20 protein-coding genes are annotated in these 21,527 nt (G+C 70.8%); 9 read left to right on the top strand and 11 right to left on the bottom strand.

Annotated features, from left to right (window positions below):
* Nucleotides 1-4: 4 nt before the first annotated feature.
* The 8 genes from yvcK to PZ894_RS03755 all read left to right on the top strand — a co-directional run bounded on the left by yvcK (nucleotide 5) and on the right by PZ894_RS03755 (nucleotide 6,867).
* Nucleotides 5-994: a uridine diphosphate-N-acetylglucosamine-binding protein YvcK gene (gene yvcK / locus PZ894_RS03790; RefSeq protein ID WP_275742632.1), complete on the top strand. Its 990-nt coding sequence runs from the start codon at nucleotides 5-7 to the stop codon at nucleotides 992-994.
* Nucleotides 995-1,087: 93 nt separating this feature from the next.
* Nucleotides 1,088-2,074 (top strand): DNA-binding protein WhiA, encoded by a 987-nt coding sequence (gene whiA, locus PZ894_RS03785; protein ID WP_275742630.1) that lies wholly within the window; start codon nucleotides 1,088-1,090, stop codon nucleotides 2,072-2,074.
* A 119-nt stretch (nucleotides 2,075-2,193) separates the two neighbouring features.
* A complete protein-coding gene (gap, locus tag PZ894_RS03780) occupies nucleotides 2,194-3,192 on the top strand; it encodes a type I glyceraldehyde-3-phosphate dehydrogenase (RefSeq protein ID WP_275742628.1) in 999 nt (332 codons plus the stop codon).
* A 2-nt stretch (nucleotides 3,193-3,194) separates the two neighbouring features.
* On the top strand, nucleotides 3,195-4,409 hold the full coding sequence (locus PZ894_RS03775) for a phosphoglycerate kinase (RefSeq protein WP_275742626.1): 1,215 nt from the start codon (nucleotides 3,195-3,197) through the stop codon (nucleotides 4,407-4,409).
* Nucleotides 4,409-5,203, top strand: coding sequence for a triose-phosphate isomerase (gene tpiA, locus PZ894_RS03770; protein ID WP_275742625.1), 795 nt, complete (start codon nucleotides 4,409-4,411; stop codon nucleotides 5,201-5,203). The genes PZ894_RS03775 and tpiA overlap by 1 nt, the downstream gene beginning before the upstream one ends.
* Before the next feature lie 31 nt (nucleotides 5,204-5,234).
* Nucleotides 5,235-5,465: a preprotein translocase subunit SecG gene (gene secG, locus PZ894_RS03765; RefSeq protein WP_275742623.1), complete on the top strand. Its 231-nt coding sequence runs from the start codon at nucleotides 5,235-5,237 to the stop codon at nucleotides 5,463-5,465.
* 46 nt (nucleotides 5,466-5,511) lie between these two features.
* Nucleotides 5,512-5,871 carry an RNA polymerase-binding protein RbpA gene (locus tag PZ894_RS03760; RefSeq protein ID WP_275742621.1) on the top strand — a complete coding sequence of 120 codons (360 nt, stop codon included), beginning with the start codon at nucleotides 5,512-5,514 and terminating at the stop codon, nucleotides 5,869-5,871.
* 12 nt (nucleotides 5,872-5,883) lie between these two features.
* Complete coding sequence (locus PZ894_RS03755) at nucleotides 5,884-6,867, top strand: BadF/BadG/BcrA/BcrD ATPase family protein (protein WP_275742619.1); 984 nt, start codon at nucleotides 5,884-5,886, stop codon at nucleotides 6,865-6,867.
* Nucleotides 6,868-7,024: 157 nt separating this feature from the next.
* On the opposite strand, the gene PZ894_RS03750 is transcribed toward PZ894_RS03755, so the two are convergent.
* From PZ894_RS03750 to tkt, 11 genes are all read right to left on the bottom strand, one after another.
* The gene (locus tag PZ894_RS03750) at nucleotides 7,025-7,915 is read right to left on the bottom strand and encodes a MurR/RpiR family transcriptional regulator (protein ID WP_275742617.1); all 891 of its coding nucleotides are present in this window, start codon (nucleotides 7,913-7,915) and stop codon (nucleotides 7,025-7,027) included.
* 26 nt (nucleotides 7,916-7,941) lie between these two features.
* A complete protein-coding gene (locus PZ894_RS03745) occupies nucleotides 7,942-8,838 on the bottom strand; it encodes a carbohydrate ABC transporter permease (protein ID WP_275742615.1) in 897 nt (298 codons plus the stop codon).
* The gene (locus tag PZ894_RS03740; RefSeq protein WP_275742613.1) at nucleotides 8,835-9,836 is read right to left on the bottom strand and encodes a sugar ABC transporter permease; all 1,002 of its coding nucleotides are present in this window, start codon (nucleotides 9,834-9,836) and stop codon (nucleotides 8,835-8,837) included. The genes PZ894_RS03745 and PZ894_RS03740 overlap by 4 nt, the downstream gene beginning before the upstream one ends.
* Nucleotides 9,833-11,245 carry an N-acetylglucosamine/diacetylchitobiose ABC transporter substrate-binding protein gene (gene ngcE / locus PZ894_RS03735; RefSeq protein WP_275742611.1) on the bottom strand — a complete coding sequence of 471 codons (1,413 nt, stop codon included), beginning with the start codon at nucleotides 11,243-11,245 and terminating at the stop codon, nucleotides 9,833-9,835. Before ngcE ends, PZ894_RS03740 begins: the two co-directional genes overlap by 4 nt.
* 27 nt (nucleotides 11,246-11,272) lie before the next feature.
* Complete coding sequence (locus PZ894_RS03730) at nucleotides 11,273-12,031, bottom strand: SIS domain-containing protein (RefSeq protein WP_275742609.1); 759 nt, start codon at nucleotides 12,029-12,031, stop codon at nucleotides 11,273-11,275.
* 126 nt (nucleotides 12,032-12,157) lie between these two features.
* The gene (gene pgl, locus PZ894_RS03725; RefSeq protein WP_275742607.1) at nucleotides 12,158-12,877 is read right to left on the bottom strand and encodes a 6-phosphogluconolactonase; all 720 of its coding nucleotides are present in this window, start codon (nucleotides 12,875-12,877) and stop codon (nucleotides 12,158-12,160) included.
* Entirely contained in the window at nucleotides 12,874-13,785 is a 912-nt protein-coding gene (locus PZ894_RS03720) for a glucose-6-phosphate dehydrogenase assembly protein OpcA (RefSeq protein WP_275742605.1), read from the bottom strand. The genes pgl and PZ894_RS03720 overlap by 4 nt, the downstream gene beginning before the upstream one ends.
* 2 nt (nucleotides 13,786-13,787) lie before the next feature.
* A complete protein-coding gene (gene zwf / locus PZ894_RS03715; protein WP_275742651.1) occupies nucleotides 13,788-15,284 on the bottom strand; it encodes a glucose-6-phosphate dehydrogenase in 1,497 nt (498 codons plus the stop codon).
* Between the two features lie 47 nt (nucleotides 15,285-15,331).
* A complete protein-coding gene (gene pgi, locus PZ894_RS03710) occupies nucleotides 15,332-17,041 on the bottom strand; it encodes a glucose-6-phosphate isomerase (RefSeq protein ID WP_275742603.1) in 1,710 nt (569 codons plus the stop codon).
* Entirely contained in the window at nucleotides 17,038-18,147 is a 1,110-nt protein-coding gene (gene tal, locus PZ894_RS03705; protein WP_275742601.1) for a transaldolase, read from the bottom strand. The genes pgi and tal overlap by 4 nt, the downstream gene beginning before the upstream one ends.
* Nucleotides 18,148-18,192: 45 nt before the next feature.
* Nucleotides 18,193-20,226: a transketolase gene (gene tkt, locus PZ894_RS03700; protein WP_275742649.1), complete on the bottom strand. Its 2,034-nt coding sequence runs from the start codon at nucleotides 20,224-20,226 to the stop codon at nucleotides 18,193-18,195.
* A gap of 182 nt (nucleotides 20,227-20,408) precedes the next feature.
* Between tkt and PZ894_RS03695 the strand changes: the two genes are divergently transcribed.
* Nucleotides 20,409-21,353, top strand: a complete 945-nt coding sequence (locus PZ894_RS03695; RefSeq protein WP_275742599.1) for a heme o synthase — start codon at nucleotides 20,409-20,411, stop codon at nucleotides 21,351-21,353.
* The last annotated feature ends 174 nt before the right edge of the window (nucleotides 21,354-21,527 follow it).

The following is a 21,527-nucleotide window of genomic DNA, read 5'->3' as shown; positions in this document are numbered from 1 at the left end:
GCGGGTGAGCACTCGGGCGCCGGCACCGGTCGACCGAGCCCAGTCCGTCGTCGCGTTCGGTGGCGGGCACGGGCTCGCTGCCTCCCTGCAGGCCCTGCGCCTGCTGGTCGCCGACCTGGTGGTCGACGATCTCACGGCCGTCGTGACGGTCGCCGACAACGGCGGCTCGTCGGGTCGGCTCCGCTCCGAGTTCGGCGTCCTCCCGCCGGGCGACCTGCGGATGGCGCTGGCCGCCCTGTGCGGTGAGCACCAGTGGGGTGACACCTGGGCCCGGGTGCTGCAGCACCGGTTCGCCGGCCATGGCGAGATGAACGGTCACGTGATCGGCAACCTGCTGATCGTCGGCCTCTGGGAGCAGCTCGGCGACCCGGTGGCGGCGCTCGACTGGGTCGGCCGGCTGCTCGGCACGTCCGGACGCGTCCTGCCGATGGCCCTGGACCCGCTCGACATCACGGCCGCGGTGCGCGGGGTCGACGCCGGTGCTCCCGCTTCGCTCACGACGGTGCGTGGGCAGGTGGAGGTCGCCACCACCCAGGGACAGATCGTCTCGATCGCCCTCGACCCGCCCGATCCTCGCCCGTGCCCGGAGGCGCTGGTGGCGGTCACCGAGGCCGACTGGGTGGTGCTTGGGCCCGGGTCGTGGTTCACGTCGGTGATGCCCCACGTCATGGTCCCGGCACTGCGTACGGCGCTGGTCGGCACCGACGCCCGCGTCGTCGTGGTGCTCAACCTCGTGGACGAGGTGGGGGAGACCTTCGGGTTCGGCCCCCGCGACCATCTCGCAGCTCTCATGGAGCACGCACCCGACCTGCGCGTGCACACCGTGCTCGCCGACCGCGCCTGCGTCGGGGACGGTCTCGCCGACCTGGAGGAGGCGGTCGCGTCGTACGGCGCGCGCCTGCACCTCGCCGACGTCGCCACGGCGGGCGACAGCCAGCACCACGACCCGCAGCGGCTGGCCGCGGCGTACGCCGAGATCATGGCCGCCGGCTGACCGTCCGACCGGTGCCCGCCGGTGCCGGGCTGGCTCTGGGCTGGCTCTGGGCTGGCTCCGAGGATCGTTGACGCGCGTGGCAGGATCGGCATCATGGCGATGACGGCACAGGTGAAGGCGGAGCTGTCGAGCACCCAGGTGACCAAGACCTGCTGCCGCAAGGCCGAGGTGGCCTCGATGCTCCGGTTCGCCGGCGGCCTCCACATCGTGAGCGGCCGGATCGTCGTCGAGGCGGAGTTCGACACCGGCGCCGCCGCCCGTCGGCTGCGCACCAACATCGCGGAGGTCTACGGCCACCAGTCCGACGTCGTCATGGTGCAGGGCAACGGCATCCGCAAGGGCAGCCGCTACATCGTGCGCGTCGTCAAGGACGGCGAGGCGCTCGCGCGCCAGACCGGCCTGCTCGACCAGCGGGGCCGTCCGGTGCGCGGCCTGCCCCCGGCCGTCGTCTCCGGCGGCGGCTGCGACGCGGTCGCCGCGTGGCGGGGCGCCTTCCTCGCGCACGGCTCGCTGACCGAGCCGGGCCGCTCCTCGGCGCTGGAGGTCACCTGCCCCGGCCCCGAGGCCGCGCTGGCGCTCGTCGGCGTCGCGCGTCGGCTGGGCATCCACGCCAAGGCGCGCGAGGTCCGAGGCGTCGACCGCGTCGTGATCCGCGACGGCGACGCCATCGGTCAGCTGCTCACCCGCCTCGGCGCGCACGAGTCGCTGATGGCCTGGGAGGAGCGCCGGATGCGCCGCGAGGTGCGTGCCACGGCGAACCGGCTCGCGAACTTCGACGACGCCAACCTGCGCCGTTCGGCCCGGGCCGCGGTGGCCGCGGGTGCGCGCGTCGGCCGGGCGATGGAGATCCTCGGAGAGGACGTGCCCGACCACCTGCGCATGGCAGGTGAGCTCCGTCTCGAGCACAAGCAGGCGTCGCTGGAGGAGCTCGGCCAGCTCCACGACCCCGTGCTCACCAAGGACGCCATCGCCGGCCGGATCCGTCGGCTGCTGGCGATGGCCGACAAGCGCGCCGAGGAGCTCGGCATCCCGGACACCGAGGCGTCGCTGACCCCGGACATGCTGGTCGAGGATGCCTGAGGCGCGTCGAAGTCGAGTCGCGGTCGCGTACGCCGGGCGGGGCATGGGTCTCGGCCGCCCTAACGATAGGGTCGTGACGTCCCCCAAGCAGTCGTGAGATCGAGAAGCAGGAGCTCGCAGTGACCGTTCGAGTAGGTATCAACGGGTTCGGCCGGATCGGCCGCAACTTCTTCCGCGCCGTCCGGGCCTCCGGGCTCGACATCGAGGTCGTCGCCGTCAACGACCTCACCGACAACACCGCGCTCGCACCGCTGCTGAAGTTCGACTCGATCCTCGGCAAGCTCGACGCGGACGTGACCGCCACCGAGGACGAGATCCGCGTCGGCGACCAGATCGTGAAGACCTTTGCGGAGCGCGACCCCGCCAACCTCAAGTGGGCCGACCTCGGTGTCGACGTGGTGGTCGAGTCGACCGGCTTCTTCACCGACGCCACGAAGGCCCGCGCGCACGTCGACAACGGCGGCGCCAAGAAGGTCATCATCTCGGCGCCCGCGAAGAACGAGGACGTCACGGTCGTGATGGGCGTCAACCACACCGAGTACGACGCGGCCGCGCACACGGTGATCTCCAACGCGTCGTGCACGACCAACTGCCTCGCTCCGATGGCGAAGGCGCTCAACGACGGGCTGGGCATCAACCGTGGTCTGATGACGACGATCCACGCCTACACCGCCGACCAGAACCTGCAGGACAACATCCACAAGGACCTGCGTCGCGCCCGCGCCGCCGCGCTCAACATCGTGCCGACCTCGACCGGCGCCGCGAAGGCCATCGGCCTGGTGCTGCCCGAGCTCAAGGGCAAGCTGGACGGCTACGCGCTCCGCGTCCCGGTGCCGACCGGCTCGGCGACCGACCTCTCGTTCGAGGCCTCCCGCGAGACCTCGGTCGAGGAGGTCAACGAGATCGTGAAGGCGGCCGCGGACGGCAAGTTCCTCCGCTACTCGACCGACCCGCTCGTGTCGACCGACATCGTCACCGACCCGGCCTCCTGCATCTTCGACGCGCCGCTGACCAAGGTCATCGGCAACCAGGTCAAGGTGCTCGGCTGGTACGACAACGAGTGGGGCTACTCCAACCGCCTCGCGGACCTGATCGCCTACGTCGGCGAGACCCTCTGACCGTGGGTTCGTACTCCACCCTCGGCGACGTCCAGGGGAAGCGGGTCCTGGTCCGCTCGGACCTCAACGTGCCGCTCGATCGCCAGGAGGACGGGCAGAGCCGCATCACCGACGACGGCCGCGTCCGCGCGAGCGTGCCGACCATCCGGGAGCTGGCCGACGCCGGAGCCCGGGTGGTCGTGACTGCCCACCTGGGCCGGCCGAAGGGCGCACCGGAGGAGCGGTACTCGCTCCGCCCGGTGGCCGCCCGGCTCGGCGAGCTGCTCGGCCGGGAGGTCGGGTTCGCGACCGACACGGTCGGCGACAGCGCCCGGGAGACCGTGGCGGGGCTGGCCGACGGCCAGGTCGCCCTGCTGGAGAACGTCCGCTTCAACCCGGGGGAGACCAGCAAGGACGACGCGGAGCGTGGCGCGTTCGCCGACCAGCTCGCTGACCTCGCGGACGCGTTCGTCTCCGACGGCTTCGGTGTCGTGCACCGCAAGCAGGCGTCCGTCTACGACGTCGCGCAGCGGCTGCCGCACGCGATGGGCCAGCTGGTCTCGACCGAGATCGACGTGCTGCGCCGGCTCACCGAATCCCCGGAGCGCCCGTACGTCGTGGTCCTGGGCGGGTCGAAGGTCTCCGACAAGCTCGGTGTGATCGACAACCTGCTCGGCAAGGCCGACCGGCTGCTCATCGGCGGCGGCATGGTGTTCACGTTCCTGGCGGCGCAGGGTCACGAGGTGGGCAAGAGCCTCCTCGAGGACGACCAGCTCGACACCTGCCGCCGCTACCTCGACCGGGCCGGCGAGTCCGGCGTGGAGTTCGTGCTGCCGACCGACATCGTCGTCGACACCGAGTTCCCCTCGGCCGACCGCACCCCGGAGCCCCGCGTGGTGCCGGCGGCCGAGATCCCCGCCGACGCCCTGGGCCTCGACATCGGTCCCGAGTCGGCCCGCGCGTTCGCGGCGGCGCTCGCCGACGCGCGCACGGTCTTCTGGAACGGCCCGATGGGCGTCTTCGAGGTCGACGCGTTCGCCGACGGCACCCGCGCGGTCGCCGAGGCGCTCACGAAGGTCGACGGCCTGTCGGTCGTCGGCGGTGGCGACTCGGCCGCCGCGGTCCGCACGCTCGGCTTCGACGAAGCGGCGTTCGGTCACATCTCGACCGGCGGCGGCGCCAGCCTCGAGTACCTCGAGGGCAAGGAGCTGCCCGGCATCCAGGTCCTGGAGGACTGATGGCACACGCTCGCACCCCGCTGATGGCGGGGAACTGGAAGATGAACCTCAACCACCAGGAGGCGATCGTCCTGGTGCAGAAGCTGGCGGTGACGCTGGCGGACAAGAAGCACGACTTCAGTCGCGTCGAGGTCGTGGTGGTGCCGCCGTTCACGGATCTGCGGTCCGTGCAGACGCTCGTCGACGGCGACCGCCTGCAGATCCGGTACGCCGCGCAGGACGTCTCGGTCCACGACGCAGGCGCCTACACCGGCGAGATCTCGGCGGCCATGCTGGCGAAGCTCGGCTGCTCGTACGTCGTCGTCGGCCACAGCGAGCGACGTGAGTACCACCACGAGTCCGACGGGGTCGTCAACGCCAAGGCCCACCGGGCCCTGGGCGCCGGGATGACGCCGATCGTCTGCGTCGGCGAGGGCCTCGAGGTCCGACAGGCCGCCGAGCACGTCGGCCACTGCGTCGCCCAGGTCGACGGCTCGCTCGCCGGCTTCTCGGCCGAGCAGGCCGCCGGGCTGGTCGTCGCCTACGAGCCGGTCTGGGCGATCGGCACCGGTGAGGTCGCGACCCCCGAGGACGCGCAGGAGGTGTGCTCCGAGATCCGGGCCCGGATCCGCGAGGTCCACGGCGATGCCGCCGCCGACGGCGTACGCATCCTCTACGGCGGCTCGGTGAAGGCGTCGAACGTCGCCGGCATCATGGCCCAGTCCGACGTCGACGGCTGCCTGGTGGGTGGCGCCAGCCTCCAGGCCGACGAGTTCGGGGGCATCTGCCGCTACTACGACATGCCGGTCCTGTGATCCCGGCCGACCTGACGTAGGCTAAGCGATCGTGGAATTGATCTTCACCATCGTGCTCATGCTGACCAGCGGCATCCTGATCCTGCTGGTGCTGCTCCACAAGGGTCGTGGCGGCGGCCTCTCGGACATGTTCGGCGGTGGCGTCTCGAGCTCGCTGGGTGGGTCGTCGATCGCCGAGCGCAACCTCGACCGACTGACGGTCGGCACCGGCATCATCTGGTTCGCCTGCGTCGTTGCCCTCGGGCTGTTGCTGGCGTACTGACACTCAGGTTCAGAGCGGTCTCGAAGCACTCGAAAGGGATACATCCGTGGCTGGTGGAGGAAACGCTATTCGCGGTAGCCGGGTGGGGGCCGGGCCGATGGGAGAGGCGGAGCGCGGCGACGCCGCTCCGCGACAGACGGTAACCTACTTCTGCGCCCGCGAGCACCGCTCGGTGGTGCCGTTCTCGACCGAGGCCCAGGTGCCCGAGTCGTGGGACTGCCCGAAGTGCGGGCTGCCGGCGAGCCTCGACTCGGACAACCCGCCTCCCGCGCCGAAGATCGAGCCCTACAAGACCCACCTCGCCTACGTGAAGGAGCGGCGCTCCGACAAGGAGGCCGAGGACATCCTCGACGAGGCCCTCGAGCTGCTGCGCTCGCGGCGCAAGTCCGGCGACATCATCTTCTAGCGCACGACGCCGATGTTCCTCGCTGTCGACGCGGGCGGCTCGTCGACGCGAGCGGTCGTCGTCGAGCCGAGCGGTCGATGTGTCGGGCTGGGCGTGGCCGGTGGCGGCAACCCCCGCTCCTCGGGTCCGGACCGCGTGGTCGTCGCGCTCGCGGACGCCGTACGACGAGCGCTCTCGACGGCCGAAGTGACGCCGGCGTCGATCGGGGGAGTGGTGGTCGCGATGGCGGGCTCCCGCTCCCTGGGGCCCGACGCCGAGGACGCCGTCATCGGCGAGGGGCTCGCGGCCGCCGGCGTGCAGGCCCCGGTCGCCATGGAGTCCGACATCCTGGCGATGTTCCACACCGGTTCGTGGGCCGCGGACGGCTACGTCCTGGTCGCGGGCACGGGCGCGGCGGCGATCCGGGTCCGGGCCGGGCGCGTCGACGCCGTGTCCGACGGGATGGGCTGGCTCCTCGGCGACGACGGGTCTGGGTTCTGGATCGGTCACCGCGTCGCGCGCGCCGCGGCCGCCGACCTCGACGGACGCGGCCCGGCCACGGCACTCACCGCGCTGGTCCTGGCGCAGCTCGGCGTCGATCCCGACGGCTCGGGTCGCTCCGCGCTCCACCGGATGGTCGACGTCGTCTACGACCTGCGGCCCGTGGAGCTCTCCCGGCTGGCTCCGCTGGCCTTCACGGTCGACGATGAGGTCGCTGCTGCCATCGTCGACGGAGCCACCGCGGCCCTCGTCCACACGCTCGACACCGTCGTCGACGACCGGGTCGCCGGCCCCCTCGTCCTCGGTGGGAGCGTCCTGCTCCACCAGCGCGTGGTCGCCGCCCGCGTCGAGGACTCCTTCCGCCGTCGTGGTGGTGCAGGGTCCGTCGCGAGGGTGGTCGACGGCGTCGCGGGCGGCGCCGCGCTGGTCCTCCGACACGGCGGGGTCGACGTCGACGCCGCCGTGTTCGCCCGGATCGGCGAGTCCCTGGCGAGCCTGCGGCCGCAGGACGCCTAGGGTGTGGCTCCCAATTGGGGCCGTCGCGAGCGTCGTCCGGCGCGTGCTCTCGCAAGGCGCCGGAGCGAAGGCATACCGAACGTCTTTCGAGCGACGGCAACGCAGCGAGAGTGCGTGCTGGGCGGCGCGCAGCAGGCCATGAATTGGGAGCGAGGCCCTAACGACCGCGACCGCGGCGTGCGGTCACGGCGTGCGACGGGGAGATGTGCTCGGTGAGCGTCATCGAGTGGGCCGCCCGGTCCGGCGTGAGCTGGCCGACGCGGATGTAGAGGCAGTCGGCGACCATCAGCTGCGAGTGTCGCGCGGCGAGGCTCCCGTTGCGGTACGACGTCTCCAGCGCGGCCGTCGTCAGCACCTCGCGCGAGGCCGCGGCGACCGCGGAGCGCGGGTCGCCGGTGATGCCCACCGTCCGGGCGCCGCGGTCGCCGGCGAGCCGGAACGGCTCGACGACCTCCGAGGTCGCGCCCGAGTGGGAGATCGCGATCGCGACGTCGTCGGCCGTCAGCAGCGCGGCGGAGGTCAGCGCGTCGTGCACCTCGGTCCACGCGCGCACGTGCACGCCGATCCGGAAGAGCCGTGTCTCGAGCTCCTGCGCGACGCTCGCCGAGCTGCCGATGCCGTAGATGTCGACGCGTCGAGCCGCGGCGATCGACTGGCTGGACCGGTCCAGGGCGGTGGGGTCGAGCTGGTTGACGGTCTGCGTGATCGCGCGGATGTCGGCGTTCGCGACCACGGTCACGACGTGACGGACGTCGTCGTCGAGGCCGATCTGCAGCCCGACGTCCGTCGGGAAGCCACGCGCCGTGGAGCGGCCGACCTGCTCGGCGAGCGCGAGACGGAGGGCTGCGTGGCTGGCGAGCCCGATCGACTGGGCGAAGCGCGTGACCGACGCCTGCGACACGCCCGCGCGAGCGGCCAGCGCGGCCGCGGACATCCGGGCGGCGCCGGCCGGGTCGGCGAGGACCGTGTCCGCGACCTCCCGCAGGGCGCCGGTCAGCCGCGGCGCCACGGTGTGGATCCGGTCGACGAGGTCGGCGTGGTCGGACACGGGCTTCGTGGGGCCCGGAGCGCGCGTCACTTCGAGGAGCCCTGCGTGACGGAGCCCTGGAGCTGGCGCTGGAAGATCGCGTACACGACCAGCACGGGCACGACCGTGATGACCACCGCCGCGAACAGCCGGCCGTAGTCGACGTTGTAGCCCGCCTGCGACGCGAAGTACGCGAGCCCCTGGGACAGGACGTAGTTGTCCCGCTTGGTGTTCAGCGCGACCGGCAGGAGGAACTGGTTCCAGAGGCCGAGGAAGTTGAAGATCGCGACCGATGCCATCGCGGGCTTCGCCATCGGCAGCATGACCTGGAAGAACTTCCGCCACTCGCCCGCCCCGTCGACCTCGGCCGCCTCGGCGATCTCGTCGGGCAGGGCCTTGAAGAACGGGTAGAGGAAGAAGACCGTGAACGGGAGCGCGAAGGCGACGTAGGTGATGATCAGGCCGGGCAGCGTGTTGAGCAGCCCGATGTTCTTCAGCACGAAGAAGAGCGGCACGATCGCCATGAAGATCGGGAAGGTCAGTCCCGCGAGCATCAGGTAGTAGATGAACCTGCTTCCCCAGAACGAGTAGCGGGCCAGCACGTAGGCGCACATGGAGCCGAGGATCATCACGATGGTGAGGGCGCAGCCGACGACGATGACGGTGTTGAGGAAGTAGCGGCCGATGTCCTGCGCGGTCCACGCCGAGACGTAGTTGTCGAAGTTCCAGTCCGCGGGCAGCTTGAACGGCGACGCGAAGATCTCGCTGCTCGTCTTGAACGACGACAGGAGGGTCCAGAGCAGCGGTGCGAGGACGAGCAGCGACCAGAACGCGAGCACGACGTGGGAGACGGTCGCCACGACCCGGTCGCCGGCGGGCACGTGCTCGGGGGAGTCGCCGTCCGCGATCGTCGGGTGGGTGGTCTCGGTGACGTCGGTGGTCATCGTCGTGTCACCCTCTCGTGGCCCCCGGTCAGGCGGTTGACCGCGAAGACGATCGCTGCGAAGAGCAGGGTGGCGATCGCCATGACGACGCCCATCGCGCTGGCCAGCCCGAACTGGCCCTTGGTGAAGGCGGCGTCGAGCAGGCGTTGCGGCATGACCAGCGTCGCGTTGTCCGGCCCCCCGCCGGGGTTGAGCGCCGCCATGTAGACGAAGGCGTCGAGAGCCAGGATGCCGAGGTAGATGTACGCGGTCTGCACGGTCTCGCGCACGAGCGGGATCGTGATCGACCACGCGATGCGCAGCCGGCCGGCGCCGTCGATCCGGGCGGCGTCGTAGTACTCCGCCGGGATGCCCTTGATCGCGGCGATGAACAGCACCATGTAGAAGCCCACGAAGCCCCAGATGATCACGAAGATCGAGGCCGGCATCGCGGTGCGGGTGTCGCCGAGCCACGGGAAGGACTCGAACCGCTCGAAGCCGAGGCCGGTGAGCACGCCGTTGAGAAGGCCGTTGGACGGGTCGTACATCTGTGCCCAGATCAGACCGATGGCGATGGCCGGGATCGTGTACGGGAAGAACGAGATCACCCGGTAGAAGCTGGAGTTCCGCAACCCACGGGCCGCTCCGTGGGAGGAGCCGCCGACGGTGACCATGGTGGCCAGCGCGAAGCTGAGCACGATGGTCACGAGGGGTACGACGAGCGCCAGCACGACGTTGTTGCGCAGCGCGGTCATGAAGATGTCGTCGTCGAGCAGCCGCCGGTAGTTGTCGAGTCCGACGAAGTTCATGTCCGGCGTGAACCCGGACCAGTCGGTCATCGAGTAGTAGAACGCCTGCACGAACGGCCACACCACGAAGACCAGGAAGAGCGCCAGGGGCAGCCCGAGGAAGACCAGGAAGAAGCTCACCCGGTCGAACGTCAGCGGCCGCCGCGCACTGCGGCGCGGCCGTCGCCTCCTGGCCTCCGTGGTGGCCGACGCCACGGCGGTTTCGGTCACGTGACCTCGACCTTCTTGATCGAGTCGTCCTCGCGGATCTTGTCCGTGATCTCCTGGAGCCTGGAGGTCAACTCCGAGACGCTCGCGTTGCCGGCGAGGAAGCTGTTCCAGACGACCAGCTGGTCGACGTTCGTGCCGTAGAAGTCGACGAACTTCCAGGTGAAGACGTCGGATCCGGCGTCGGTGAGCATCTTGCTCTGCGACACCAGGGCCGTGGACCCGAACCCGTCCGCGGGGACGGTGTCCTTGATGATCGTCGGCGCGAGCTTCGTCTTGGCGAAGTTGGTCGCCGCCTCCTTGGAGAGCATCGTGCGCAGCAGCTCCTTGCCGCCGGGCACGTTCTTGCCCTGGGACGGGATGACGAACGGCTCGCCGGCCGCGCTGTGCATGGCGGTGTACGGCATCGCGGAGCTCGAGCTGACGACCATCTCCGGGAAGCCGGTCATCTCGAACCCGGCCTTCGTCTGGTCCTTCATCTCGTTCTCGATCCAGGAGCCCGACGGGTAGAGCAGGGCGTCCTGGTTGTTGCTCCACTGCGCCTGCGCGGCCGTGAACTGGGTGCCGGCGCCGCCGGGCTTCACGTAGCCGGCCGAGACGATCTCGCCCATCGCCGTGAAGACGTCCTGCACGGCGGACAGCGACCAGCACCCCTCCTCGAGGTTCTCGAGGGCGAGGCGCACCTCGTCGCCGCCCTCCTTGATCGCGGAGCCGATCGCGAGGGTCTGGTAGTATGTCGCCGCCTCCTTGCCCCACAGGAAGAGGTACTTGTCCTTCGCCTTCGCCTTGCCGCCGAGGTCGATCGCCTCGTCCCACGTCGTCGGCGGCTCCCAGCCGTTCTCCTTGAACAGGCTGGCGGAGTACCAGACGGCGTACACGGTTAGGACGTAGTTGAGCGCGGCGAACTTGTCGCCGAAGGTGCCCGGCGCCTCGACCCCACCGAAGAGCGTGTCGCGGATCGGCGTGCCCTCGAGGTTGTCGGCGTCGAGGACCTCCGTGAGGTCCTCGAGCTGGTCGAGGATCGTGGCGAAGCCGATCGAGTTCTCGCCGGAGTTGTCGATCAGGTCCGGCGGGTCGCCACCGACGAAGCGCGGCTGCAGCTCCTGGGCGATCTCCGTGGTCGCCGAGACCTTGACCGTCGAGCCGGCGAAGTTCTTCTCCATCAGCGCGGCGGCGAAGGCGACGTAGTCGGTGCCGTAGCCGCCGTCGAAGATGACCGCGTCGACGTTGGCGTTCTCCGCCATCCCGAACGGGTTGTCGGCGCTCTTGGTGCCGCCGTCGTTGTCGTTGTCGTCGTCGCTGCCGCTACCCGCACAGGCGACGAGTGCGCCGCCCAGCGGGGCGACGGCCGCCGCGGCCAGTGCACCGCGCATGAAGGTGCGCCGGCCGACGGTCCTCTGTTGGATGTTCATGCACTGCAACCTTTCCGTGGTCGTGCCTCAGGCGCGGCGTCGCAGCCGGTCGCCGTACTGGCCCTCGAGCTGATGGTTGTGGTCGTCGCCTCCGGGGATGTTCGCCGATAGGTAGATGGGTGGGACCGAGCCGGCGGCAGCGATCCGCTCGGCCACGCCGATCGTGAGGAGCTGGGCGATGAACGCCGTCGTCATCGAGGAGACGGCCCCGACGCCGGTGGCGCCGTCGAGCGTGAGGGTGGTGTCGCCGTACGGCGCCAGGTTGTCGATCACGACGTCGGCGACCTCGCTCAGGCGCCGACCGCTCGGGTGCTTGGGCTCGACCCGGGCGGTGTGCTCGAGGCTGGTGACGGCGATGACGCCGTGCCCGTGCTCCTTCGCCTGCAGCGCGATGCCGACGATGGAGCCGTTGACACCGGAGTTGGACGCGATCACGAACACGTCCTCGGGGTGCGGCCGGATCGTGCGCCAGAGGTCGTCGACGATGGCCGGGTCCCGCTCGAGGGTCGCCGCGCCAGAGAGGATCGACGGGTCCCGGTCGCCGAGGAACACGACGTCGCGCAGCGCGATGCTGGTGGTCGGGATCAACCCGCCCGCGCGGCCCGCGATCTCCATGGCGAACGCCTGGGAGTGGCCGGTCCCGAAGGCCTGGACGATGCCCCCGGCGTCGAGCGACTTCGTGATCATGTCGACGGCGTCGTCGAGCCCGCCGGCGTCGGCGAGCGAGGCGAGGCGATCGAGCCTCGTCGTGGTCTCGTGCAGCAGGTCCCGGGAGCGGCCGATCACTCGGCCACCGAACCCATGAATGATTCATTCAGGTGGTTCATGAGAAGTGAACCAAGCAGTTACGAACCGGTGTGTCAAGGGTCACAGCCGGGTCGTGTTCAGACCGTTGCGGAAGACCGCGGTCGGCTACAGCGCGGAGGCGGCGTCCCGGTCCAGGAACCAGATCGTCTCTTCGCGCCCGGAGACTCCGGCGGCGGGTGTCTCGTGGAGGTCGGCGCCGCCGAGCGCCGACGCGACGGCGGCCGCCTTGCCGCCGCCGCTGACGAGGAACCACACCGACCGGGCCCGGTTGAGCGCCGGAAACGTCAGGCTGACCCGCTCCGGCGGCGGCTTGGGCGACCCGGTGACCCCGACCGCGACCCCGTCGGCGTCGAGCTGCGGGAAGCCCGGGAAGAGCGAGGCGATGTGGCCGTCCGGACCGATGCCGAGCATGACGACGTCGAACTCTCCGCTGCCGTGCTGGCGCAGCCTCTCGGCGTACGCCGCGGCGCCGGCGTCGACGTCCGCGGCGTCGGCCGTCGACGGCATCTCGTGGGCCTGGGTCGCGCCGACGGCGTCGAGGAACGCGGCCCGCGCCTGGCCGCTGTTGCGGTCCGGGGAGTCGGGGGCCACGAAGCGCTCGTCGCCCCACCAGATCACGACCCGGGTCCAGTCGACCTCCGAGCCGGGCGTGAGGCGCGCGATCTCCCGATGGACGTCCTCGGCGATCGTGCCGCCGGTGAGCGCGATCTGCGGGACGCCACCCGCCGCCTGGGCGTCGGCGAGCCGGCTGAGCAGCTCGCCGGCGACGGCGGTCGCCAGCTCGGCGGAGCCCTCGTGCACCTCGACGCGGGGTTCGTTGGTCACTTCGCGGTCTCCATCTTCAGCAGTCGTCGCGTGGTCTCGGCGTAGACGTCGTCCTCGTCCAGGCGCCGCAGCTCCTCGGCCAGCAGCTCGGGGAGGTCGCGCCTCTTGAGGGCGACCGGCCGGTCCGGTCGGCCGGGGGAGGAGAACGTCGCGAGCTTGCCGTCCGCCCGCGCGATCCGGATCGGGCCCTCCCGGGTCTCGAGCACGACCTCGGTGATGCCGGGCCCGGAGGAGCTCATCCGCTCGACGTCGACCTTGAGCCGGTCGGCCAGCCACGCCGCCAGCAGGTCGGCGCTGGGGCTGATGCGCTCGGCCGTCACGGACGCCCGGGTGACCCGCAGCGGCTGCTGGTCGAGCGCCGCCGCGAGCAGCGCGCGCCACGGGGTGATCCGGGTCCACGCCAGGTCGGTGTTGCCGACCGTGTAGGTCCGGCACTGCTGCTGCATGGCCTTCGTCTTGCCGCGGGCGGCGGCCGCGGCGTCGGTGATCCGACGTTGCGCCAGCCGCCCCAGCGGGTCGTTGGCGGGGTCCGCCGGGGGATGGTTGGGCCACCAGACGGCGACGGGGGAGTCCGGCAGGAGCAGCGGCAGCACGACGGACTCCGGGTGCTTCACGACCTCGCCCTTGAGCCGGATCAGCGCCGTCTCACCGGTCCAGCCGGACCCGGTGCCGACCTGCGCACCGATCTCCGCCGCCCCGCGGGCGTCACCGAGGATCACCCCGAGGACCCGGGCGGGATGCTCGTGGGACGCCGCCCGGGCCGCACGCATCGCCCCCTCGGCGTCGTCGGCCTCGACGACGATGACCAGGGTCATCACCATCCCCATCGCGGGGCTGCCGGCGCGCACCCGGGCGCGCTGGAGCTCGGCGGCGATCTCTGCGGAGTTGGTGTCGATCAGCTCGATCATCTCTACGGTCGCCTCCACACCCGGCCGTCGCGGGCCAGCATCGCGTCGGCCGACGCGGGGCCCCAGGTGCCGGACTCGTAGTGCTCCGGCTTCGCCTTGCCCTTCTCGTCCTGCCGCGCCCAGAACTCGAGGACCGGATCGAGGATCTGCCAGGACAGCTCGACCTCCTCGTGCCGGGGGAAGAGCGGCGGGTCGCCGAGCAGCACGTCGAGGATCAGCCGCTCGTAGGCCTCCGGGGACGACTCGGTGAACGCGCCACCGTAGACGAAGTCCATGTTGACGTCGCGGATCTCCATCTGCGTGCCCGGCACCTTGGAGCCGAACCGCAGCGTGACGCCCTCGTCGGGCTGGATCCGGATGACCAGCGCGTTCTGTCCCAGCTCCTCGGTGGACGCGTCGGCGAACGGCAGGTGCGGTGCCCGCTTGAAGACGATCGCGACCTCGGTGACGCGTCGGCCCAGCCGCTTGCCGGTGCGCAGGTAGAACGGGACGCCCGCCCAGCGTCGGGTCTCGACGTTGAGGGTCACCGCGGCGTACGTCTCGGTGGTCGACGTGCGCTTGATGCCCTCCTCCTCCAGGAATCCGGGCACCTTGACGCCGCCGGCCCAGCCCGCGGCGTACTGTCCGCGTGCCGTGGTCAGGTCGAGGCGGCGGGGGAGGGTGACGCTGGAGAGCACCTTCTGCTTCTCGATGCGCAGCGCCCTTGCGTCGAAGGAGGTCGGCTCCTCCATCGCGACCAGGCTGAGCAGCTGGAGGAGGTGGTTCTGGATGACGTCCCGGGCGGCGCCGATGCCGTCGTAGTAGCCGGCGCGGCCGCCGATGCCGATGTCCTCGGCCATCGTGATCTGCACGTGGTCGACGTAGTTGGAGTTCCAGATCGGCTCGAACATCTCGTTCGCGAACCGCATCGCGAGGATGTTCTGCACGGTCTCCTTGCCGAGGTAGTGGTCGATGCGGAAGATCGAGTCGCTCGGGAAGACGTCGCCCAGGATGTCCTGGAGCTCGCGCGCCGACTGCAGGTCGTGGCCGAACGGCTTCTCGATCACCACCCGGCGCCACGACTCGGTGCGCGGCCGCGCCAGCCCGTGCTCGTTGAGCTGGCCGACGACGTCGCCGAAGAAGCCGGGCGGGATCGCGAGGTAGAAGGCGTGGTTGCCGCCGGTGCCCCGCAGCTCGTCGAGCTCCTCGATCGTGCGGCGCAGGCGGTCGAAGGCGAGGTCGTCGTCGAAGTTGCCGGGCACGAACCGGAAGCCCTCGGCGAGCTGCTGCCAGACCTCCTCACGGAACTCCGTGCGCGCGTGGGCCTTCACGGAGTCGTGGACGATCTGGGCGAAGTCCTGGTCGGCCCAGTCGCGCCGGGCGAAGCCGGTCAGGCTGAACCCCGGCGGCAGCAGGCCCCGGTTCGCCAGGTCGTAGATCGCCGGCATGATCTTCTTGCGGGACAGGTCGCCGGTGACGCCGAAGAGCACCATCCCGCAGGGCCCGGCGATCCGGGGCATCCGCCGGTCGCGCGGGTCACGCAGCGGGTTGCCGATCTCCTTCGCGCTCACCGACGGTGCCTCCGGTAGTAGTCGATCAGCGCCTGCGTGGAGGCGTCCTGGGTCGCCGCGACCTCGGCGTCACCGGCGACCGCCGGACTGACCTGCTGGGCGAGCTGCTTGCCGAGCTCGACGCCCCACTGGTCGAAGGAGTCGATGCCCCAGACGGCGCCCTGGGTGAAGGTGATGTGCTCGTAGAGCGCGACGAGCTGGCCCAGCACGCTCGGCGAGAGCTCGGGCGCCATGATCGAGGTCGTCGGCCGGTTGCCGGAGAAGACGCGCGCGGGCACGATCTCCTCCGGAGTCCCCCCTGCTGGCTCCTGGGCGCGCACCTCGTCCGCGGTCTTGCCGAAGGCGAGCGCCCGGGTCTGGGCGAAGAAGTTCGCGAGGAAGAGCTCGTGGACGTCCTGGCTCCGCCCGTCCTGGGCATCCTGCAGCGGGTACGCCGGGTTGGCGAACGCGATGAAGTCGGCGGGGATCAGCCGGGTGCCCTGGTGGATCAGCTGGTAGAACGCGTGTTGCCCGTTGGTGCCGGGCTCGCCCCAGAACACCTCGCCGGTGTCGGTGGTGACCGCCGAGCCGTCCCAGCGCACACCCTTGCCGTTGGACTCCATGGTGAGCTGCTGGAGGTACGCCGGGAACCGGTGCAGGAGCTGTGCGTAGGGCAGGACCGCATGGGTCTGGGCGCCGAGGAAGTTCGTGTACCAGACGTTGAGCAGCCCCATCAGCAGCGGCACGTTCTCGGCGAGGTCCGCGGTGCGGAAGTGCTCGTCCATGGCGTGGAAGCCGGCGAGGAAGTCGCGGAATCGCTCAGGGCCGATCGCGATCACGAGGGAGGTGCCGATCGCCGAGTCGACGGAGTAGCGGCCGCCGACCCAGTCCCAGAAGCCGAAGGCGTTCTCGGGGTCGATCCCGAAGTCGGCGACCCTGCCGAGCGCGGTGGAGACGGCGACGAAGTGCCTGGCGACCGCGTCCTTCTCGTCGAGCGACTCGTCGCGGGCGCCGAGGCCGTCGAGGAGCCACGCCTTGCAGAGCCGCGCGTTGGTGAGCGTCTCCAGGGTCCCGAAGGTCTTGCTGGACACGATGAAGAGCGTCGTCGCGGGATCGAGTCCGGCCAGCGTGGTCGCCGCGTCGGTCGGGTCGATGTTGCTGATGAAGCGGCACTCGGGGCCCTGCCCTCCCTCCGGCAGTGCGCGGTACGGCGCGAGCGCCTCGTAGGCCATCACCGGCCCGAGGTCGGAGCCGCCGATGCCGATGTTGACCACGGTGCGGATCCGCTCGCCGGTGACTCCGGTCCAGGCGCCCGACCGGACCTCGTCGGCGAACGCGTAGACCCGCTCGAGCACCTCGTGGACGTCGTCGACGACGTCCTGGCCGTCCACCTCGAGGGACGCGTCGGCAGGGAGGCGCAGCGCCGTGTGCAGGACGGCTCGGTCCTCGGTGACGTTGACGTGGTCGCCGCGGAGCATCGCGTCGCGTCGGTCGGCGACGCCGACCTCGTCGGCCAGGGCCAGCAGCGCCGAGAGGATGTCGTCGTCGACGAGCCCCTTCGAGAGGTCGACGTGCAGGTCGGCCGCCGAGAAGGTGAGCCGCCCGACCCGGCCGGGGTCGTCGGCGAACCACCGGCGCAGGTCGGGCTCGAAGTCCGAGGCGATGGTCGCCAGGCGCGACCAGGCCTGCGTCGTCGTCGGATCCACCGGTGGGGTGGAGTCCGTCATCTCGCGGCGGCCTTGTCCATCTGCGCCTTGACGGTGTCGACCAGCTCGTCCCAGGACTTCTTGAACTTGTCGACGCCCTCGGTCTCGAGCACGAGGAGCACGTCCTGGAAGTCGATGCCGGCGGCGGTCAGCTGGTCGAAGATCGACTGCGCGGCGTCGCCCCTGCCCGTCACCTGGTCGCCGGTGACCTCGCCGTGGTCGGCGAAGGCGTCGAGGGTCTTCTCCGGCATCGTGTTGACGGTGTCTGCCACGACCAGGTCGGTGACGTAGAGGGTGTCCGGGTAGTCGGGGTTCTTCACGCCGGTGGACGCCCACAGCGGACGCTGGGGGTTGGCGCCGGCCTCGGCCAGGACCTTCCACCGGTCGGAGGCGATCACGTTCTGGAAGGCGGCGTACGCCAGTCGCGCGTTGGCGACGGCGGCCTTGCCGCGCAGCGCCAGCGCGTCGTCGGTGCCGATCCCGTCGAGGCGCGCGTCGACCTCGGTGTCGACGCGAGAGACGAAGAACGACGCCACGGACTGGATGCGGCCGAGGTCGAGACCGGCGTCGCGGGCGGCCTCGAGCCCGGACAGGTAGGCGTCCATGACCTCGCGGTAGCGCTCGATGCCGAAGATCAGCGTGACGTTGACGCTGATGCCCTCGGCGGTCGCGGCCGTGATCGCGGGCAGGCCCTCCTTGGTGGCCGGGATCTTGATGAACGCGTTGGGTCGGTCGACCGCCCCCCACAGCGCGCGCGCCGAGGCGATGGTGCCCTCGGTGTCGTTGGCCAGGGCGGGCTCGACCTCGATCGAGACCCGACCGTCGGCGGCGGTCCGCTCGGCCACCGGCCGAAGGATGTCGCACGCGTTGCGGATGTCTTCGGTGGTGAGCTCGAAGATCACGCGGTCGACGGGCTCGCCCTTGTCGACGAGCTGGGCGACCTGCTCGTCGTATCGCTCGCCGTTGGCGATCGCGGCCGCGAAGATCGTGGGGTTGCTGGTCACGCCGACGACCGACTTCTCGTCGACGAGCCCGGCGAGGTTGCCGGTCTCGATGCGTTCGCGCGAGAGGTCGTCGAGCCAGATCGACACCCCCGCGTCCGACAGGGCCTGCAGGCGGTCACTCATCAGTTCTTCCTCTCTGGATCGCAGATGTCGGGGGACCGGACGCGGCTAGCTGGTGGCCGCGGCGATCGAGTCGTGGGCCGCCGCGACGACCGCTTCGGCCGTCACGCCGTACTCCTGGAAGATGCGCGCGTAGTCGGCGGAGGCGCCGTAGGTCTCGATCGAGATGATCCGGCCATGGTCGCCGACCACCTCGCGCCAGCCCTGCGCCACGCCGGCCTCGACCGACACCCGTGCCTTCACGGTCGGCGGGATCACCGTCTCGCGGTAGGACTCCTCCTGCGCGTCGAACCACTCCCGGCACGGCATCGACACGACCCGGGCGCCGACGCCCTCGTCGGCCAGGCGGGAGCGCGCCTCGACGGCGAGCTGCACCTCCGAGCCGGTGGCGACCAGGACGACGTCGGGCAGGCCGCCGTTCGGCGTGTCCTGCAGCACGTAGGCACCACGGTGGACGTTGCTGGTGTCGCTGAATCCCTGCTCGCCGCGCGGGAACACCGGCACGTTCTGACGGGTCAGCGCGATGCCCGTCGGGTGGGTGGTGTCCTCGAGCGCCGCCTTCCAGACCGCCGCCGTCTCGTTGGCGTCGGCCGGCCGGGCGACGTGCAGGCCCGGGATGGCGCGCAGCGCCGCGAGGTGCTCGATCGGCTGGTGGGTCGGGCCGTCCTCGCCCAGGCCGACCGAGTCGTGCGTCCACACGTAGGTCACCGGCAGCCCCATCAGCGCGGCGAGCCGGACCGCGGGCCGCATGTAGTCGGAGAACTGCAGGAACGTGCCGCCGAAGACGCGGGTGCCGCCGTGCAGCGCGATGCCGTTCATGATCGCGCCCATCGCGTGCTCGCGGATGCCGAAGTGCAGGACGCGGCCGGCGTACGGGTCGCCCTCGAACATCTTGCTCGAGCGGGCCTCCGGGATGAAGGAGAGCGCACCCTCGATGGTGGTGTTGTTGGACTCGGCGAGGTCGGCCGAGCCGCCCCAGAGCTCGGGGATCACCGCGGCGAGCGCGTTGATGACCGCGCCGGAGGCCTTGCGGGTCGCCATGCCCTTCGGGTCGGCGTCGAAGGACGGCAGGGCGTCGGCCCACCCGTCGGGCAGGCGACGGGTCTGCATCCGCTCGAAGAGCGCGACGTCGGCCGACGGCTTGGTCGTCCAGTGGTGGAACTGCTTGTTCCACTCCTCCTGGGCCTGCTGACCCCGGACCACCGCCTGGCGGGTGTGCTCGATGACGTCGGCCGGGACCTCGAAGGTCTGGTCGGGGTCGAAGCCCAGGATCTCCTTGGTGGCCTTGACCTCCGCCTCACCGAGCGCGGAGCCGTGCGCCTTGCCGGTGCCCTGGGCGTTCGGCGCCGGCCAGGCGATGATCGTGCGGAGCACGATGAAGCTCGGCCGGTCGGTGACCGCCTCGGCGGCGCGGAGTGCGTCGTACAGGGCCGGCAGGTCCTCCCGGTAGCCGCGGCCGCCGTGGGTCCAGTCGACGGTCTGGACGTGCCAGCCGTAGGCCTCGTAGCGCGCGGCGGTGTCCTCGGAGAGGGCGATGCTCGTGTCGTCCTCGATGGAGATCTGGTTCTCGTCGTAGATGAGGGTCAGGTTGCCCAGCTGCTGGGTGCCGGCCAGCGACGACGCCTCGCCGGAGACTCCCTCCTCCATGTCGCCGTCCGAGCAGATCGCGTAGATGTGGTGGTCGAACGGCGACTCGCCCGGCGCCGCGTTCGGGTCGAGCAGGCCGCGCTCCTTGCGGGCGGCCATCGCCATGCCGACGGCGTTCGCGACGCCCTGGCCGAGCGGGCCGGTCGTGGTCTCGACGCCGGCCGTGTGGCCGTACTCCGGGTGGCCCGGGGTCTTGCTTCCCCAGGTGCGCAGCGCCTTGATGTCGTCGAGCTCGAGGCCCCATCCACCCAGGTAGAGCTGGAGATAGAGGGTGAGCGACGAGTGGCCGGCCGACAGTACGAAGCGGTCGCGACCGGGCCAGTGCGGGTCGGCGGGGTTGTGCCGCATCACCTTCTGGAAGAGCAGGTACGCCGCGGGGGCCAGGCTCATGGCGGTGCCAGGGTGGCCGTTGCCGACCTTCTGCACCGCGTCCATGGCGAGGACGCGGACCGTGTCCACCGCCTTCTGGTCGAGATCGGTCCAATCGAGGGCAGAGGTCTTGCTCACAAGGTTCCTTTCGGCGGGTTCGGCCAATGCCGAGCCTACTCACGTCGGGCGATAGACTCCCATCCGTCCACGCACCGCTCCGGTGCCCACCATCGCGCTCGAGGACTCCCGTGACGTACGTCGGCCACTCGGCCTCTGCCGCCAGGCAGTCAACGGCCGAGCGGGCGAGCGTGAAGGACGTCGTCGCGGCGTACGTAGGGCTCACCAAGCCGCGCGTCATCGAGCTGCTGCTCCTCACGACGGTGCCGGTGATGTTCTACGCAGCGCGGGGCGTGCCCGACCTCGGCCTCGTCGTCGCGACCGTGGTCGGCGGCACGTTCTCCGCCGGCTCGGCGTCGGTCTTCAACTGCGTCTACGACCGCGACATCGACGAGCAGATGCGGCGTACGCGGCGCCGCGCGCTGCCGCGGCACATCGTGTCGCCGGGCGCCGCCCTCGTCTTCGGGTTCGTGCTGGCGGTCCTGTCCACGGCGATCCTGCTGCTGTGGGTCAACCCGCTCTCGGCGCTGCTGTCGGTGGCCGCCAACGCGTTCTACGTGTTCGTCTACACGATGCTGCTGAAGCGGCGGACGACCCAGAACATCGTCTGGGGCGGGCTCGCCGGCTGCTTCCCGGCGCTGATCGGCTGGACCGCCGTCACCGGCTCGCTGTCCTGGACCCCGGTCGTGCTCTTCCTGGTCGTCTTCTTCTGGACGCCGCCGCACACCTGGGCGCTTGCGCTGCGCTATCGCGAGGACTACGCCAACGTCGACGTCCCGATGCTCCCGGTGGTCCGGCCGGCCCGGGACGTCGGCCGCCAGATCGTGCTCTACAGCTGGGTGATGGTGGCGACGTCACTGGCCCTCTGGCCGGTCGCTGACACCAGCCTCTTCTATCCCGTCGCGGCCGCCGTGCTCGGCGCGGTGTTCCTGGTCGAGGCGCACCGGATGTGGGGGCGCACCAAGGACACCGAGAGCCTCGCGGTGATCCAGCCGATGCGGCTCTTCCACACCTCGAACCTCTACCTCTCCCTGCTCTTCGTGGCGGTGGCCGTCGACCCGCTGCTCACCCGGTAGCCGTTCGTCGCACCGGATCGACCGTTCGTCGCGCGACGGACGAGCGCGGCGTCCGGATCGCGCCCCGCCCGCGTCTGACCAGAGGCGGCGGTGACCCTGCCCAACGGGGGAGCAGGGCGGCCGCCGCCTCTTCGTTGCGGGAGGGCTTGGTGCGGGAATACCCGGTGCACCGGG

This window comes from Nocardioides sp. YIM 152315 (genome assembly GCF_029210375.1).
Lineage (GTDB): Bacteria > Actinomycetota > Actinomycetes > Propionibacteriales > Nocardioidaceae > Nocardioides.
The sequence above is the reverse complement of the archived record's forward strand: the minus strand, read 5'-3'. Positions and strand labels throughout refer to the sequence as shown.